We start from the raw sequence: 15,710 nt of genomic DNA on the forward strand, positions 1-15,710 counted from the left end.
GACGAGCACCGTTGTGTCGCCAGAAGGACTACTTGGTGACCAGCTCTACCGGAGTTTCGATCACGCCATTGGTGCCGCTGTCGACTTTCTCACCTTTGATGATCTTCAGCGCAGTCTCGATGCCGAATACAGCTTGTTTGGCTGCGAACTGGTCAGCGGTGGCCAGGACGCGGCCATCCTTGAGCATTGGTTTGATGGCGTTGATGTTGTCGTAACCGATCACTTGCACCTTGCCAGCCTTGCCCGCGGCGCGTACGGCGGAGACCGCACCGACGGCCATGCTGTCGTTACCCGCCAGCAGGGCTTTGACTTGCGGGTATTCGCTGAGGATCGAGGCAGCAACCTTGTTGCCTTTGTCGATTTCCCAGTCACCAGACTGCAAAGAGACGACCTTGATCTGCGCCGCTTCCATCGCATCCTTGAAGCCTGCAGTTCGCTGCTGTGCGTTGGTGGTGGTGGAAACGCCTTCGATGATGCCGACTTCGTCGCCGGCCTTCAGTTGCTTGGCCAGGTACTCGCCTACCAGGCGCGCGCCTTTGCGGTTATCCGGGCCTACGAACGGTACGGTGATGTTTTTGCTTTTGACCACCGCCGGGTCCAGCTGGTTGTCGATGTTGATCACGGTGATACCGGCATCGATGGCTTTCTTGATCACTGGAACCATGGCCTTGGAGTCAGCCGGCGCGATGACCAGCGCATTGACCTTGGCCAGAATCATTTGCTCGACGATGCGCGTCTGGCCAGCCGTGTCGGTTTCGTCTTTGATACCGTTGGAGATCAGCTCGAAATCGCCGGAGTGGTCTTTCTGATAGGCCTTGGCGCCGTCTTCCATGGTCAAAAAAAATTCGTTGGCCAGGGATTTCATCACCAGGGCGACTTTAGGTTTTTCAGGAGTCTCGGCGAAAGCCGAAGAGACAGGCAATGCGGCGGATGCAGCAGCCAACATAGCGACAGCGAGAAGACGTCCAGCGAATGGCAGCTTCATGGTTCACTCCGATCTTATGATTATTGTGAGCAACGCTTGCGCTGGCGTAGGCTTCGTAGCGCGCACCGACGGATATGACATCGGGAGCGCAGCGCAAACGTTTGCGTAGACCGAACTATGCGAACCCTGCAGAGATTTGTCAACGACCAGAAAAGCCGTTTTGAGAGCGCCCGGCGAAAGCCGGACATCTACGTCATGCCGTGGTGTTGACCACCGCTCCACTGGCGGAGCCTTTGGCAATTTCCTTGTACAAGCTGTTGGCCGTTTCCATTATCGCAGCGTTGGTATTGGCTATTTGCCCCTGAATCGCCATCACTGCGGTGGTCTTCGCTTCGGGTGTCGGGTAAGACGCCGCTTGAGCCGCGGCCAATTGTTTCTGTTGCTCACGCAGTTGCTCTTGCAGTTCTTTGAGACGCTCGAGCAAAACCTTTTCCGCCACACTGGCGTTGTCGGGGCCATCCTTTTCAGTGGACGCGTCCACTTTATCCAGGCCCACAGCTCCGGTTCTGACTTGCTTGGCGTCACTGTCCTTGATACCCAGCGCTTGATTCGCGGCGTCGGCCGTTTCATCGCTTAACGCTCGAATCGTTGCGGCGGACTTGCCGCCGATGGTGACGCCTGCAGCACTTGAGATACCAACGGATAACGACATGTGAGCTCCTGAAAAGAAAGATCCTTCAAAGGATCATCGACCTGAGCGTAGGTTTCTTTAGCACTGATTCGCAATCTGGCAAGGCGATTTAATCTACGGAGTTCGTAGTACTTTTCGGAGAGCCGAACAAAAACGCTCAACGTGTTCGGAAACCCGGACAACAGACTGTGTAACCATTCCGGCTCTTCCGATAAATACTGATATAAATCAGCAGATTAAAAGTTTTTCTTATTCAAAGTACGACTGGTACAGATCCTGCTCTGATTAATACACCCCAAGCGTTCAGACCGACCTGGGGCGTATCTAGATGAACCTGCATCAGCACCGTCTCACTACTAGAGAGAAAAATAATGACATCTGCTTTCAAGACCTTCGTTCCGGGCGCTTTGGCCCTCTTGCTGCTCCTGCCCACCGCCCTTCAGGCAAAAGAAGTCGAAACCCAACAGAAACTGGCCAATGTGGTGATCCTGGCCACCGGCGGCACCATTGCCGGCGCCGGCGCCAGCGCTGCAAACAGCGCGACCTATCAAGCGGCGAAAGTCGGCATCGAACAATTGATCGCCGGGGTTCCGGAACTGAGCCAATTGGCGAACGTACGTGGCGAACAGGTCATGCAGATCGCGTCCGAAAGCATCACTAACGACAACCTGCTGCAACTGGGTCGCCGCGTGGCCGAACTGGCTGACAGCAAAGACGTCGACGGCATCGTCATCACCCACGGCACCGACACCCTGGAAGAAACCGCTTACTTCCTGAACCTGGTGGAAAAAACCGATAAGCCGATCATCGTCGTCGGCTCCATGCGTCCAGGCACTGCAATGTCCGCCGACGGCATGCTGAATCTGTACAACGCCGTGGCCGTAGCCAGCAGCAAAGAGGCGCGCGGCAAAGGTGTACTGGTGACCATGAACGATGAAATCCAGTCGGGTCGCGACGTCAGCAAAATGATCAACATCAAGACCGAGGCATTCAAAAGTGCCTGGGGCCCACTCGGCATGGTGGTTGAAGGCAAATCCTACTGGTTCCGCCTGCCGGCCAAGCGCCACACAATGGACTCGGAATTCGACATCAAAACCATCAAGAGCCTGCCTGACGTAGAAATCGCCTATTCCTACGGCAACGTCAGCGATACAGCCTACAAAGCCCTGGCTCAGTCGGGCGCCAAAGCCATCATCCATGCCGGCACTGGCAATGGCTCGGTGTCTTCGCGCGTTGTTCCAGCCCTGCAGGCCCTGCGCAAGGACGGCGTGCAAATCATCCGTTCTTCTCACGTCAACGCGGGTGGTTTTGTACTGCGTAACGCCGAGCAGCCTGATGACAAGTACGACTGGGTCGTGGCGCATGACCTGAATCCGCAAAAAGCTCGCATTCTGGCCATGGTCGCGCTGACCAAGACTAATGACAGCAAAGAGCTGCAGCGGATGTTCTGGGAATACTGATTTACCTCGCCCGACCGATTCCGGTCGGGCACTGCGTTCACCACTCGCCAGTCTTGGCGAGTGGTCACACCTCTCATCGAATAAAAAACTCCCTCGTCCTACACCAAACGGTAAAAACTGCTGTCAGAGGATTTTCTTGAATTTTAAGCAGTTGCGAAAATGCTTACAGTTAAATACTGTATGCACGTACAGCTTAATAAGGATAACTCCGTGGCCACTACCTCCACCTCTCCTGACTCCTATGAACGCATGGGCATACGCGTTCAGAAAATCATCAACTCCCCCACCGCTCAGAAAGCCAAAGCAGCACTGATCTTCCGTCTTGCGGATGAGCCAGTGGATGAGTGGGAACGCTTGCTCGAAGAAATCGATGAGAACGACAACGTCACCCTCGCCTATCGCGACGATGGCGGTGTGCAGATTTTCTGGGTTGTGCCGAAGGAAGATTGAGTCAATGAGTGTCCGTTGTTTTGCATTGCTGTTTCTGTTTATCGCCATGGGTGCCCAGGCTGGCGCCCCACGTACTTTCAGCGAAGCCAAGAAAGTCGCCTGGAAGCTTTACGCACCGCAATCCACCGAGTTCTATTGCGGCTGCAAATACACCGGCAACAAGGTTGATCTTGCAGCCTGCGGATATGTACCGCGCAAAAACGCCAAGCGCGCTTCTCGCATCGAGTGGGAACACATTGTTCCGGCCTGGCAGATCGGCCATCAGCGTCAATGCTGGCAAGAAGGCGGACGCAAGAACTGCACACGCTACGATCCGACCTATCAGAAGGCCGAGGCCGATCTGCATAACCTGGTGCCGAGCATCGGAGAGGTGAACGGCGATCGCAGTAATTTCAGTTTTGGCTGGTTGCCGGTGCAATCCGGCCAATACGGATCGTGCCTGACCCAGGTCGACTTCAAGGCGAAGAAGGTCATGCCCCGCCCTTCCATTCGCGGCATGATCGCCCGGACTTATTTCTACATGAGCAAGCAGTACGGTTTGCGCCTGTCAAAACAGGATCGACAACTGTATGAAGCCTGGAACAAGACCTATCCAGTACAGGCCTGGGAGCGTCAGCGTAACCAGGGCGTGGCCTGCGTAATGGGGCGCGGGAACGTGTTTGTCGGCCCGGTAGACATGAAAACCTGCGGTTAAGCGCTCGCTGGAAACACAAAGGCCTCGGGTTTGACACCCGAGGCCTTTTTCGTTTCTAACCGCCGATTTAGTTGTAGCGCCAGTAGCCCATCAGGTTGAGTGACTCCGGGGCAATACCGCGCTCCTTGATCAAGTGTTTGCGCAAGCTCATCACGGCGACCGTTTCCCCGGCAACCCAGCCAAAGAATCCATCACTGGCCGACTCCGATGTTTCCCACAGCATGTCTTCATCCACATCGACGTCGGCCAACTCCTGCGCTTTGAATGCTGTGGAGGGGAATGACGGCAGATTCGCACGTCTAGAAACGAGTCAATGTGGATCCCCCCTTTAAGGCGTTCCGTCGAAAGCTCCCTGAAAAAGACCGTTACCGGGTTACTGGATGTTCGACAATCAGTAATTCGATGTTCTGTTTCTTCGCTCGAGTCAGTGCCGCCCGCACCTGTGCCTGCTTCGCCTCGGCCTCGGCTTTCGAGCTGAATGGCCCGAGCAGAACCCGGGTCTTTCCGTTTTCCTTGACGACATTGGAAATGAAACTGTGCTCAATCAACCACCCGCTCAAATCGCTGACAGCCTGAGTGGTTTCGCCCCGCATTTCCAGATCCCATCGTGGTGCGGACGCCTGCGCGGGTGCCGTTGCCGCCGCTGCCGGTTGCGGCTTTTGGGCGTCAACGCCCTTGCCCTCACCGCATCCCGCCAACGCCAGTACCGCGATTACCAAGACCATTTTGCGCACAACGCTTCCCTCTGAATGCTTAAAGCGGCGATTTTAACATTCATGAATACTTTCTGAGTGCCGCAAAATGGGCTCAAAACAACGAGAATCATGATTGCGGCCTCTGTATAGTTACACCTTGGGAATTAATGCAGCATCTGCGCGTCAGAAAGAGGCACCCAAACCGTGAGACTTAGCACTAATCTATACATACCACCGACCTCTGCACTGTTCGAATCAGGTGCCCTACAAAGCAATCAAGGAGAAGACCATGCTGATACTCACCCGCAAAGTCGGTGAAAGCATAAACATTGGTGATGACATCACGATCACCATTCTGGGCGTTAGCGGCCAGCAAGTCAGAATTGGCATCAACGCCCCGAAAGACGTTGCGGTGCACCGCGAAGAAATTTATCAACGCATTCAGGCTGGTCTGACCGCTCCGGACAAACCACAAACGCCCTGAATCCTGTTGCAGTCAGTAGCCAGCCCGTTCGCTCCGGAACCACGGCTGGCTGAGATTCAAGCGCCGCATCGCCCTCCGTTTACGTGCTCACCCATTCTCTGGAAGTCCTGGCATTTTCCTGCGATACGGTCGGGAACCTGAAGTCGATACTACCGATAAATCTCGCGTCATGACTGTCAGACGTTTCGGTTTAATCCCGAGGAAGTCCCGACACCTCGGCTATCCGAACGTCACCCCACGCGCCATACCCGTGGCCGCCACGACCATCAGCAACACCAGCAACGCTTCGATATGACTGATCCGTGCAAACAACTTCGCACGGCCGGTATCGATAGCCGCACCACGCCCCAGCGCAATCCGCCATTTGATCAGCGTCACCATCGGTACAACTTCAAGCAACAGGATGAGGATAAAAAACGTCATCTTGAGGTGGAAGAGCGGCTGATGAAGGTAGTAGTCACTGCCCTTTTCGTATCCGCCAAAGGCCCGCATCCCACCAGTGATCAGGAGAATGACGGCAGAAATGCCCCACAGATTATCCGCGATCAATACGCTGCGAGCCTCTCCAGCCCCGGCAGCCAGGCGCCGAAACGCAGTGCCACGAGTCAGCACGGCCCAGAAGCCCAGTGCAAACGCCAGAAGATGAACCGCCGCAAGAAACCAGTGAGCCAGCATCGAAATACTCCAGTCAGGACGAAGTTGAAACAGCCTGTCAGTAGTAGCCCATGAAACGACGGTTTGCATCGCGTGCCGGACATTTCGCGATTGTTAAGGCGTTCTGACACCGTATCGCCCTCGAGTACGCGTTGACACGGTTCGAGTCGATCTTTTCATCAGATGGAAAAAGCCCAGCGCGAAGGCTGGGCTCTGGTTATTTTCTGTTTTCCATCATCTTGTCAGCGAGCGCTTTGGCTCGTTCAATCAACAGGTTCTGCCTGTCTTCGTGAGTAGCCCCTCCTACTACAGGGGCCGTCAGATTGCTTTCTGCAATCAACGCAGCGCAGAAGTATTGATCCCAGACGGCTCTGTCCTCAGAGGCCAGTTTGTTCAGTTGGTCGGCGATCATATACGGCTCCTTTTGATGAGGTAGCTCGGCTAGTTTACGCCCGAATCACAAATAAACCGCCCCTTGAAAGGTAGCGGCCATTGGCTTTGTGTTGGATGAAGACGAGGTCACAGCCTGTGCTGCAACTGTATTTCACGTTGGAGAGCAATGGGGTATGGCGGGTGGTGACGGCGTAGCCCTCGTTCTATTGCACAGCCAAAGCCATGTATACATACGGCAAAGGAAAGCCTGAGAAGACTAAAAAGTATGAATCGTTAGTGCGCCCCGATAGGTCCGCTTTGACGAAGCCATTTGCATCCTGCAGTGAGAACTCCTATTAAAAAGCAGGCCATGATCATGAAAAATCACCGACTTGTTAGGAAAATATGACTGTTTTTTGTTGTCAGTTATTTGTCATTGCCGGGTAGAAGATTTCCTCACTGCGGATCCACTTAGACGATTTGTTATTTAGGGTTGAGGTTGTAATGACGCGCATGAATGAATCGCGCTAAGGCTAATTGCTTTTTGATCCATCCTAAGATTTCAAATATTTGCCGCTGGGAAATCGTCAGAGACAAGAGCACGACTTGGCTGAAATTAATGCCAATTTGAAGATATTGAAGTGGGTCGCCAAGTTGGTGTTTTGAGTGAGTTTTTGCAATCGTTTTGAAAATCGCAAACAACAAAAAAGGGCCCACCTTTCGGTGAGCCCTTCTAGACCGCCCAGCAGAGCGGATTTTGTTTGGTAGGCGCGATTGGACTCGAACCAACGACCCCCACCATGTCAAGGTGGTGCTCTAACCAACTGAGCTACGTGCCTGCTGTGAGGCGGCATTCTACGGAATTCCGAAGGGGTGTCAACACCTTTTTTCGAGCTAACCCTATGAATATGCAAAATATTTAATTTCGCTGCTGCAAAGAAGATTTTGCGGTGGCTGGCGGCCGATTTTTAACTCGGGTAGGATCGGTGCACTCGTAAAATATATTAAACAGAGGCTGCAGGATGGCGAACACCCCCTACCCAGAGTCCTATTACGCCGCATCGGCTAATGCGGTTCCGCCGCGCCCGGCCTTACAGGATGACGTGGAGACTGACGTCTGTGTGATCGGCGCCGGTTATACCGGACTGTCCTCTGCCCTGTTTCTGCTGGAGAACGGTTTTCGGGTGACGGTTCTGGAAGCGGCCAAGGTGGGGTTTGGTGCGTCAGGGCGTAATGGCGGCCAGATCGTCAACAGCTATAGCCGTGACATTGATGTGATCGAACGCAGTGTCGGTCCCAAGCAGGCTCAGTTGCTGGGACAGATGGCGTTCGAAGGGGCCCGGATCATTCGTGAGCGAGTCGCCAATTACAATATTCAGTGCGACTTGAAGGACGGTGGTGTGTTCGCGGCCATCACTGCCAAGCAGATGGGTCACCTGGAATCCCAAAAACGCCTGTGGGAACGTTTTGGTCACACGCAACTTGAACTGATGGATCAACGCCGCATCCGCGAAGTGGTGGCCTGCGATCAGTATGTCGGCGGCATGCTCGACATGAGCGGCGGGCACATTCATCCGTTGAACCTGGCGCTCGGTGAAGCGGCGGCTGTGGAGTCATTGGGCGGCACTATCTATGAACAGTCGCCGGCGGTGCGCATCGAGCGCGGTGCGAACCCGGTGGTGCATACGCCGCAAGGCAAAGTCAGGGCCAAATTCATCATCGTTGCCGGCAATGCTTACCTCGGTAATCTGGTGCCAGAGCTGGCGGCCAAGTCGATGCCGTGCGGGACTCAGGTCATCACCACCGAACCCCTGGGCGATGAATTGGCGAAAAGACTGTTGCCACAGGATTACTGCGTCGAAGACTGTAACTACCTGCTCGACTACTACCGTCTGACCGGTGACAAGCGTCTGGTCTTCGGCGGCGGCGTTGTGTATGGCGCGCGGGATCCGGCGAACATTGAGGCGATCATCCGGCCGAAAATGCTCAAGGCCTTCCCGCAGCTAAAAGACGTGAAGATTGACTACGCCTGGACCGGCAATTTCCTGCTGACCCTGTCGCGTCTTCCTCAGGTCGGACGGCTGGGTGACAACATCTACTACTCCCAGGGTTGCAGCGGCCACGGCGTGACCTACACGCACCTGGCAGGCAAGGTGCTGGCCGAAGCGCTGCGTGGCCAGGCCGAGCGTTTCGACGCATTTGCCGACCTGCCGCACTACCCGTTCCCCGGCGGACAGCTGCTGCGCACACCGTTTGCGGCGTTGGGCGCTTGGTATTACGGCTTGCGAGACAAGTTCGGGTACTAAGCGACACCACAGGGGGAATGGCGTTTAGAGCTGATCCCGCGCTCTGTCATTACTAATCCGCAGGATGTCGGCGAGTACAGCAAGGGCGATTTCAGCCGGGGTCTTGCTGCCGAGGTTCAGACCGATCGGGGCGTGAATCCGTCGCCGGGTCGTACCAGCCGTTGCCGTTGTCCGGCTCCATCGCAGCGGGTTCGATCGATGGGGTTTTGTAGCGCTCGTCGAACACCAGCCAATTGTCCGGCGGGGTGTTGATCTGCTGCTTCATGCGCTCGGCATAAAACAGCCCGCGCTCGGTCAGGTTGCCATGCAGGTTCGGTTGGGAATTCCACACCCGGCGACGGTTGCGCAGCATCGGGAACAGGATCGAATCCTTGAGGCTGGCGAATTCATCTTCGTCCGCCGAGGTCGCGCCGCCAACCCGCACGTAGCGGAAGCTGCCGTAGGGATCGCCTTCGTAGAACGGCGCTATATCACCGTGGCGGATTGCTTTGTCATTGAACTTGAGTTTGGCCTTGGCCTGGCGGAAACGCTCGAAGTCGTTCCAGATCAGGATCGCCACCGGGTGACCGATGAACATCGGCACCTTGCCTTCCGGCAGCAGCGGATCAGGCGCGTGCTCTTCCGGGAAGACGATGCCGTCCTTGTCCAGGTCGGCGGCGATGACGATGCGGTCGGGCTGCAAGTCAGCGCCGAGCCATGACAGGTCGTAGCCTGCATAAATACGATCGGCCTTGATGGTTTTCAGCAACATGACGTGGCCCTGCTGCTGGGGCCAGCCCGGCATGTCCTTGACGCGGATGTCGCGGGCAAAGACTTTGCTGCCGCAGACCTTGGACAAGGCATCGTTACGCGAGCGCGCCTTGCCGTTGTTGCCGAGCCACTGCTCGGACGGCACGGTCACGCTGTTTTCCATCAAGGCCGCCAGCGCCGGGATATTTCACGGTTGGACATGGATCATCCTCTGGGCGGTTAGGGGTCCGCGCTTCTGGTTATGTTCTGGGGAATCTCGAGTCTTGCAGAGGCCTTTTTGACGAGGCAAAAGGGTGTATTGACAGTACAAAGCTGACCGAAAGGTTAACTTTAAAGGTTTCTGCGCTTGTGAAAAAACAACTGGTTACAAATAACTGACCAAAGAATCAAAGTACTGCCGCTTTGCGCCTCAACAAATCGATGAACAGCCCCAACTCCCGACTGATGTGTTCGCCCTTGCGCAGCAGCAATCCGAACGGCGCCAGTTGCACGTCCAGCTCCACCGGTAGCGCCACCACCAGCCCCATTTTCAGGTAATCGCGCAAAGCGGTTTCCGACAACACCATGATCGCGTCGGTCAGCTGAATCAGTTGCTGCATGGAATACACCGAGCTGCACTCGATGATGTCGGCCGGTAGCGGTAAGGCCAGGCGTTGCAAGGCTTGATCGAGGCCAATTCGCGCGGGGCTGGTTTCCGGTTGCAGGATCCATGGCCAGCCGCTGACCAATTCCGACAACTCGAGTTTTTCCCGCTGGACCAGTGGATGACCGGCGTGAACCACCACCAGCAGGCGTTCGTTGCCCAATTGCTCGAACGCGTAATGCTCGCTGTCAGTGGAGGCATTGCGCCGGGCAATGGCGAGGTCGATGCGGCCCTGCTCCAGCAACTGGATCACCTGATCGCTGGTGTCGCCCATGATACGAATCCGCAGTTGCGGATTGAGCGCTTTGATTTCAGCAATCGAATCCATCACCAGGTCCGGCGCGGCGCCCATGATGGTACCGATCGAGAGATAGCCATAACCACCTTGCTGACGCGCCATCAGGTCTTCGGCGCAGCGATCGAGGCCGCTGATTGCCGACTCGGCGAAACGGATCAACTCACTGCCCAGCGCCGTCGGACGCATCCCGCGCGGCAGGCGCTCGAACAGATCGCAACCGAACATGTCTTCAATCTCATGCAGCATGCGGGTGGCGGCCGGTTGCGACATGTTCAGGCTTTGCGAGGCGCGGTGCAGGTTCTGACTGCTGCTGAGCGCCACCAGCATGTGCAAATGCTTGTAACGCAGGCGGTTGAGCAGGCTGCGAGAGATGATCGGCGTGGTCATGACGGGCCTTTTTTATCGATACCCTGAAGGTATCAGTTGTTAGCTAGATTCGATTTGTAACGCATCGATCCTCGGCCGTACAGTCATTCCCATAAGAACAAATGCCCTACCCAAGGAAAACTGCGATGACGACTCTACCCGCGCCTCTGCTCGCCAAAATTTCCTGGCGGCTCCTGCCCTTCCTGCTGCTGATGTACATCATGGCTTTTCTCGACCGCGCCAACGTCGGGTTCGCCAAGCAAGCCTTCCAGGCCGACACCAATATCAGCGACGCCGCTTTCGCTTTCGGCGCCGGGGTGTTCTTCGTCGGTTATGCGCTGCTCGAAGTCCCGAGCAATCTGATCCTGCACCGCGTCGGCGCCCGTCTGTGGATGTGCCGCATCATGGTCACCTGGGGCCTGGTCTCCGCGGCCATGGTCTTCGCTCACACCGAAACCAGTTTCTACGTCCTGCGCTTTTTGCTGGGTGTGGCCGAAGCCGGCTTCTTCCCCGGCGTCATTCTTTACCTCACCTACTGGTTCCCCAACGCGGTACGCGGCAAGGCCATGGGCTTCTTCTACTTCGGCGCGCCGCTGGCCTTCATCTTTGGCAGCCCGTTGTCCGGCCTGCTGCTGGAACTGGATGGATTTGCCGGCGTCCACGGCTGGCAATGGCTGTTTGCTGTTGAAGGCTTGATGGCAACGGCGGTGGGCGTCTGGGCCTACTGGTACCTGGACAATCGCCCGGCGGATGCGAAGTGGTTGACCGTAGAAGAACGCCAGCAAGTGCAGACCCTGCTCGACCAGGAGGACAGCCATAAGCAAAACCACGGCCGCAGCCTGCTCAACGTCCTGTGCCAACCTTCGGTGCTGTACTTGTGCCTGATCTATCTGCTGATCCAGGCGAGCGTTTACGGTGTGGTTTTCTATCTGCCCACTCAGGTTGGCGGCTTGCTGGGCACCAAAGTCGGGCTGATGGTCGGACTGGTCACCGCGATCCCGTGGATCTGCGCGTTGGTGGCCGCTTATTTGATTCCCGGCTATAGCGACCGCACCGGCGAACGTCGCCGCACCGCCTGCCTGACCTTGCTGATGGCCGCCGCCGGGATCGCGTGCTCGGTGACCTTCAGCAGTCCGTTCCTGGGCATCGTCGCCTTGTGCTTCGCCGCCTCCGGCTTCATCGCCGTGCAACCGGTGTTCTGGACCTTCCCTTCCAGCTACCTCGCCGGCAGCGCCGCTGCGGCCGGGATCGCCCTGATCAATTCGTTCGGCGCCCTCGGCGGCTTCATCGCCCCGGTGCTGAAAAACTGGGCTGAAGGCGCCTTTCATTCGCCGGCCGCAGGTTTGTACGTGCTCGCCGCTACCACCGTAATCGCCGCTTTTCTGGTCCTGGGCATCCGCTCGCCCGTCCAGAAATCTTCAAACAAGCCGGCCACCGTTTAAACCTGAGGAGTCACACCATGGGCATTCCAACCATCAAACACGTCCGCGCCTTCACCCTGCGAGGCGGCGGCGCCGATTATCACGATCAGGCGGACGGCCACTGGATCGACGATCACATTGCCACGCCGATGAGCAAATACCCCGAGTACCGCCAGAGCCGCCGCACCTTCGGCATCAACGTGCTCGGCACCCTGGTGGTCGAGATTGAAGCCAGCGACGGCACGGTCGGTTTTGCCGTGACCACGGGCGGTGAACCCGCTGCGTACATCGTCGAAAAGCATCTGGCGCGTTTCCTTGAAGGCGCACGGGTCACCGACATTGAAAAAATCTGGGACCAGATGTACCAATCGACCCTGTATTACGGCCGCAAAGGGATCGTGATCAACACGATCTCCGGCGTCGACCTGGCGCTCTGGGACCTGCTCGGCAAAATTCGCAAAGAGCCGGTGCATCAATTGCTCGGCGGTGCGGTGCGCGACGAATTGCAGTTCTACGCCACCGGCGCCCGTCCGGACCTGGCGCAGAAAATGGGTTTCATCGGCGGCAAGATGCCGTTGCACCACGGCCCCGCCGAAGGTGAAGAAGGCCTGCGCAAGAACCTCGAAGAACTGGCGACCATGCGCGAGCGGGTCGGCCCGGACTTCTGGCTGATGCTCGATTGCTGGATGAGCCTGGACCTCAACTACGCCACCAAACTGGCGGTCGGTGCCCACGAATATGGTTTGAAGTGGATCGAAGAGGCACTGCCGCCTGACGATTACTGGGGCTACGCGGCCCTGCGCAACAACGTGCCCAAAGGCATGCTGGTCACCACCGGCGAACACGAAGCGACCCGTTGGGGTTTCCGCATGCTGCTGGAGATGGGCTGCTGCGACATCATCCAGCCGGACGTTGGCTGGTGCGGCGGGATCACCGAACTGGTGAAGATTTCCGCGCTGGCCGACGCCCATAACGCGCTGGTCATTCCCCACGGTTCTTCGGTCTACAGCTATCACTTTGTCGCCACCCGGCATAACAGCCCGTTCGCCGAGTTCCTGATGATGGCGCCCAAAGCCGATGAAGTGGTGCCGATGTTCCACCCGCAACTGCTCGGCGAACCGGTACCGGTGAACGGCCGCATGCGCCTGTCGGAACTCGACAAGCCAGGCTTCGGCGTGACCCTCAACCCGGAATGCCAACTGCATCGGCCGTATAACCGCTGAGAAAGGACCCCGTCATGAACATGCCGCACAACGCTTTCAAAGCCGCGCTCAAAAACAGCTCAACCCAGTATGGAATCTGGGCCGGATTCGCCACCGGCTACGCCGCCGAGATCGTCGCCACCACCGGTTATGACTGGATGCTGATCGACGGCGAACATGCGCCGAACACCGTGCCCGGCGTACTCGCCCAATTGCAGGCGGTCGCGCCCTACTCCACCGCGCCGGTCGTGCGTGCGGTAACGGGCGACACCAACCTGATCAAGCAACTGCTGGATATCGGCGCGCAGACGCTGATGATCCCGATGGTCGAAACCGCCGAACAAGCCGCCGCGCTGGTGCGCGCCATGCGTTACCCGCCGCACGGCATTCGCGGCGTCGGCGGCGGTCTGACCCGCGCTACACGCTGGGACGCAGTTCCCGACTATCTGAACACCGCCCATGAGCAGTTGTGCCTGATCGTTCAGGTGGAGTCGCGCACTGGCGTGGAAAACGTCGAAGCGATTGCTGCCGTCGAAGGCGTGGACGCGGTGTTCATCGGCCCGGCGGATTTATCCATTGGCCTCGGTCATGCCGGCAACCCTGGCCACCCCGAGGTGCAAGAACGCATTCAACACGCGGTAAAAGCCACCCTCGCGGCGGGCAAGGCCTGCGGAATCCTTGCACCGAACGAAGAAGACGCACGCCGCTATCAGCGCTGGGGCTGCCAGTTCATTGCAGTCGCCATCGACATCAGCCTGCTGCGCCAAAGCGCCACGGCCACCCTCGCGCGCTACCGCACACCGGCCACCGCGCAAGCGCCATCGCGCACCTATTGATCAGCCAAGGAGTCGTCCCCATGTCGTCCGTGCCTGTTTACGAAAACTTCATCAACGGCCAATTCGTGGCCAGCGCTGCTCATCTCGAGGTGATCAACCCGGCCACTGGTGCCGTGTTGTCGAAAGTCCCGGCCTCGACGGCCGACGACGTCGACCGCGCCCTTGCCGCCGCACGCGCTGCGCAAAAAGACTGGTCGCGCAAACCGGCGATTGAACGCGCCGGGCATCTGCGGCGGATCGCCGCCAAGTTGAGGGAAAACGTCACCCATCTGGCGCGTACCATCACGCTGGAACAAGGCAAGGTCAGCGGCCTCGCCGAAGTCGAAGTCAATTTCACCGCCGACTACCTCGACTACATGGCCGAGTGGGCCCGACGCATCGAAGGTGAAATCATCACCAGCGACCGCCAGAACGAAAACATCTTCCTGTTCCGCAAACCGCTGGGTGTAGTCGCCGGGATTCTGCCGTGGAATTTCCCGTTCTTCCTGATCGCCCGCAAAATGGCGCCAGCCCTGCTGACCGGCAATACCATCGTGATCAAGCCCAGCGAAGAAACCCCGAACAACTGCTTCGAATTCGCCCGACTGGTCGCCGAAACCGACCTGCCGGCCGGCGTGTTCAACGTGGTCTGCGGCGATGGCCGAGTCGGTGCGGCGCTGAGCGCGCACAAGGGCGTGGACATGATCAGCTTCACCGGCAGCGTCGACACCGGCTCGCGGATCATGGCCGCTGCGGCGCCGAACATCACCAAGCTCAATCTGGAGCTGGGCGGCAAGGCACCGGCCATCGTGCTGGCGGATGCCGACCTGGAGCTGGCGGTGAAAGCCATCCGCGATTCACGCATCATCAACAGCGGTCAGGTGTGCAACTGCGCCGAGCGGGTGTACGTGGAACGCAAGGTCGCCGACCCGTTTATCGAGCGCATCGCGGCGGCGATGAGTGCTACCCGCTACGGCGATCCGATCGCCCAACCGGATATCGAAATGGGCCCGCTGATCAACCGTCAGGGGCTCGACAGCGTCAACCGTAAAGTCCGCACCGCGTTGAGCCAGGGCGCGAGTCTGATCAGCGGCGGGCAGATTGCCGACCTGCCCAACGGCTTCCATTTTCAGCCCACGGTGCTCGCCGGTTGCCACGCCGAAATGGAGATCATGCGCGAAGAAATTTTCGGCCCGGTGCTGCCGATCCAGATCGTCGATGACCTCGACGAAGCCATCGCTCTGGCCAACGACTGCGACTATGGCCTGACGTCGTCGATCTACACCCGCGACCTGAGCAAAACCATGCACGCGATGCGCGAGCTGGATTTTGGCGAAACCTACGTCAATCGCGAGAACTTCGAAGCCATGCAAGGGTTCCACGCTGGGGTACGCAAGTCAGGCATCGGTGGCGCGGATGGCAAGCACGGGCTGTACGAATACACCCATACCCATGCGGTGTATCTGCAAGGCTGATCATGCAGC

At 57.7% G+C, this 15,710-nt stretch carries 16 protein-coding genes, 1 tRNA gene and 3 pseudogenes; 9 read left to right on the forward strand and 11 right to left on the reverse strand.

The features are described 5' to 3' along the window. Positions 1–28: 28 nt before the first annotated feature. A complete protein-coding gene (locus FQ185_RS08500) occupies positions 29–985 on the reverse strand; it encodes a sugar ABC transporter substrate-binding protein (RefSeq protein ID WP_149417043.1) in 957 nt (318 codons plus the stop codon). A 193-nt stretch (positions 986–1,178) separates the two neighbouring features. Next, positions 1,179–1,637 carry a hypothetical protein gene (locus FQ185_RS08505; RefSeq protein ID WP_149417044.1) on the reverse strand — a complete coding sequence of 153 codons (459 nt, stop codon included), beginning with the start codon at positions 1,635–1,637 and terminating at the stop codon, positions 1,179–1,181. A 350-nt stretch (positions 1,638–1,987) separates the two neighbouring features. On the opposite strand from FQ185_RS08505, the gene FQ185_RS08510 reads away from it, so the two are divergent. The 3 genes from FQ185_RS08510 (at position 1,988) to FQ185_RS08520 (ending at position 4,220) form a co-directional block, all read left to right on the forward strand. Beyond that, positions 1,988–3,076, forward strand: coding sequence for an asparaginase (locus FQ185_RS08510; protein WP_149417045.1), 1,089 nt, complete (start codon positions 1,988–1,990; stop codon positions 3,074–3,076). Positions 3,077–3,235: 159 nt separating this feature from the next. Then, complete coding sequence (locus tag FQ185_RS08515) at positions 3,236–3,526, forward strand: DUF1654 domain-containing protein (protein ID WP_149417046.1); 291 nt, start codon at positions 3,236–3,238, stop codon at positions 3,524–3,526. A gap of 4 nt (positions 3,527–3,530) precedes the next feature. After that, the gene (locus FQ185_RS08520; RefSeq protein ID WP_149417047.1) at positions 3,531–4,220 is read left to right on the forward strand and encodes an endonuclease; all 690 of its coding nucleotides are present in this window, start codon (positions 3,531–3,533) and stop codon (positions 4,218–4,220) included. 67 nt (positions 4,221–4,287) lie between these two features. Here FQ185_RS08520 and FQ185_RS08525 read toward each other — a convergent pair whose 3' ends face one another. Beyond that, entirely contained in the window at positions 4,288–4,470 is a 183-nt protein-coding gene (locus tag FQ185_RS08525; RefSeq protein ID WP_256730389.1) for an SIP domain-containing protein, read from the reverse strand. A 115-nt stretch (positions 4,471–4,585) separates the two neighbouring features. Next, entirely contained in the window at positions 4,586–4,954 is a 369-nt protein-coding gene (locus FQ185_RS08530) for an SPOR domain-containing protein (RefSeq protein ID WP_149417048.1), read from the reverse strand. 250 nt (positions 4,955–5,204) lie between these two features. Here FQ185_RS08530 and csrA point away from each other — a divergent pair, with 250 nt between their 5' ends. Further along, entirely contained in the window at positions 5,205–5,399 is a 195-nt protein-coding gene (csrA, locus tag FQ185_RS08535; RefSeq protein WP_007938114.1) for a carbon storage regulator CsrA, read from the forward strand. A 219-nt stretch (positions 5,400–5,618) separates the two neighbouring features. On the opposite strand, the gene FQ185_RS08540 is transcribed toward csrA, so the two are convergent. The 4 genes and pseudogenes from FQ185_RS08540 to FQ185_RS08555 form a co-directional block, all read right to left on the reverse strand. Then, entirely contained in the window at positions 5,619–6,074 is a 456-nt protein-coding gene (locus FQ185_RS08540) for a DUF2214 family protein (RefSeq protein ID WP_149417049.1), read from the reverse strand. A gap of 196 nt (positions 6,075–6,270) precedes the next feature. Further along, complete coding sequence (locus FQ185_RS08545) at positions 6,271–6,465, reverse strand: hypothetical protein (protein ID WP_149417050.1); 195 nt, start codon at positions 6,463–6,465, stop codon at positions 6,271–6,273. A 64-nt stretch (positions 6,466–6,529) separates the two neighbouring features. Beyond that, positions 6,530–6,803, reverse strand: a pseudogene (locus FQ185_RS30850) (serine protease); the annotation flags it as partial. Positions 6,804–7,187: 384 nt separating this feature from the next. After that, positions 7,188–7,264: transfer RNA gene (locus FQ185_RS08555), tRNA-Val, on the reverse strand. 183 nt (positions 7,265–7,447) lie between these two features. Between FQ185_RS08555 and FQ185_RS08560 the strand changes: the two genes are divergently transcribed. After that, a complete protein-coding gene (locus FQ185_RS08560; protein ID WP_149417051.1) occupies positions 7,448–8,731 on the forward strand; it encodes an FAD-binding oxidoreductase in 1,284 nt (427 codons plus the stop codon). A 24-nt stretch (positions 8,732–8,755) separates the two neighbouring features. On the opposite strand, the pseudogene FQ185_RS08565 reads toward FQ185_RS08560, so the two are convergent. The 3 genes and pseudogenes from FQ185_RS08565 to FQ185_RS08575 form a co-directional block, all read right to left on the reverse strand. Further along, a pseudogene (locus tag FQ185_RS08565) lies at positions 8,756–8,872 on the reverse strand (XdhC family protein); the annotation flags it as partial. After that, positions 8,871–9,644, reverse strand: a pseudogene (locus FQ185_RS08570) (xanthine dehydrogenase family protein molybdopterin-binding subunit); the annotation flags it as partial. The pseudogenes FQ185_RS08565 and FQ185_RS08570, both read right to left, overlap by 2 nt. A 223-nt stretch (positions 9,645–9,867) precedes the next feature. Next, positions 9,868–10,809 (reverse strand): LysR family transcriptional regulator, encoded by a 942-nt coding sequence (locus FQ185_RS08575; RefSeq protein ID WP_149417052.1) that lies wholly within the window; start codon positions 10,807–10,809, stop codon positions 9,868–9,870. Positions 10,810–10,934: 125 nt separating this feature from the next. Between FQ185_RS08575 and FQ185_RS08580 the strand changes: the two genes are divergently transcribed. From FQ185_RS08580 to aldA, 4 genes are read left to right on the forward strand one after another with little or no spacing between them, the layout of a single operon-like run. Further along, the gene (locus FQ185_RS08580) at positions 10,935–12,230 is read left to right on the forward strand and encodes an MFS transporter (protein WP_149417053.1); all 1,296 of its coding nucleotides are present in this window, start codon (positions 10,935–10,937) and stop codon (positions 12,228–12,230) included. A gap of 17 nt (positions 12,231–12,247) precedes the next feature. Next, the gene (rhmD, locus tag FQ185_RS08585) at positions 12,248–13,432 is read left to right on the forward strand and encodes an L-rhamnonate dehydratase (RefSeq protein WP_149417054.1); all 1,185 of its coding nucleotides are present in this window, start codon (positions 12,248–12,250) and stop codon (positions 13,430–13,432) included. A gap of 14 nt (positions 13,433–13,446) precedes the next feature. Next, positions 13,447–14,247: an aldolase/citrate lyase family protein gene (locus FQ185_RS08590; protein WP_149417055.1), complete on the forward strand. Its 801-nt coding sequence runs from the start codon at positions 13,447–13,449 to the stop codon at positions 14,245–14,247. Positions 14,248–14,267: 20 nt separating this feature from the next. After that, positions 14,268–15,701: an aldehyde dehydrogenase gene (aldA, locus tag FQ185_RS08595; RefSeq protein ID WP_149417056.1), complete on the forward strand. Its 1,434-nt coding sequence runs from the start codon at positions 14,268–14,270 to the stop codon at positions 15,699–15,701. Positions 15,702–15,710: the final 9 nt, after the last annotated feature.

This window comes from Pseudomonas sp. ANT_H12B (genome assembly GCF_008369325.1).
GTDB lineage: Bacteria > Pseudomonadota > Gammaproteobacteria > Pseudomonadales > Pseudomonadaceae > Aquipseudomonas.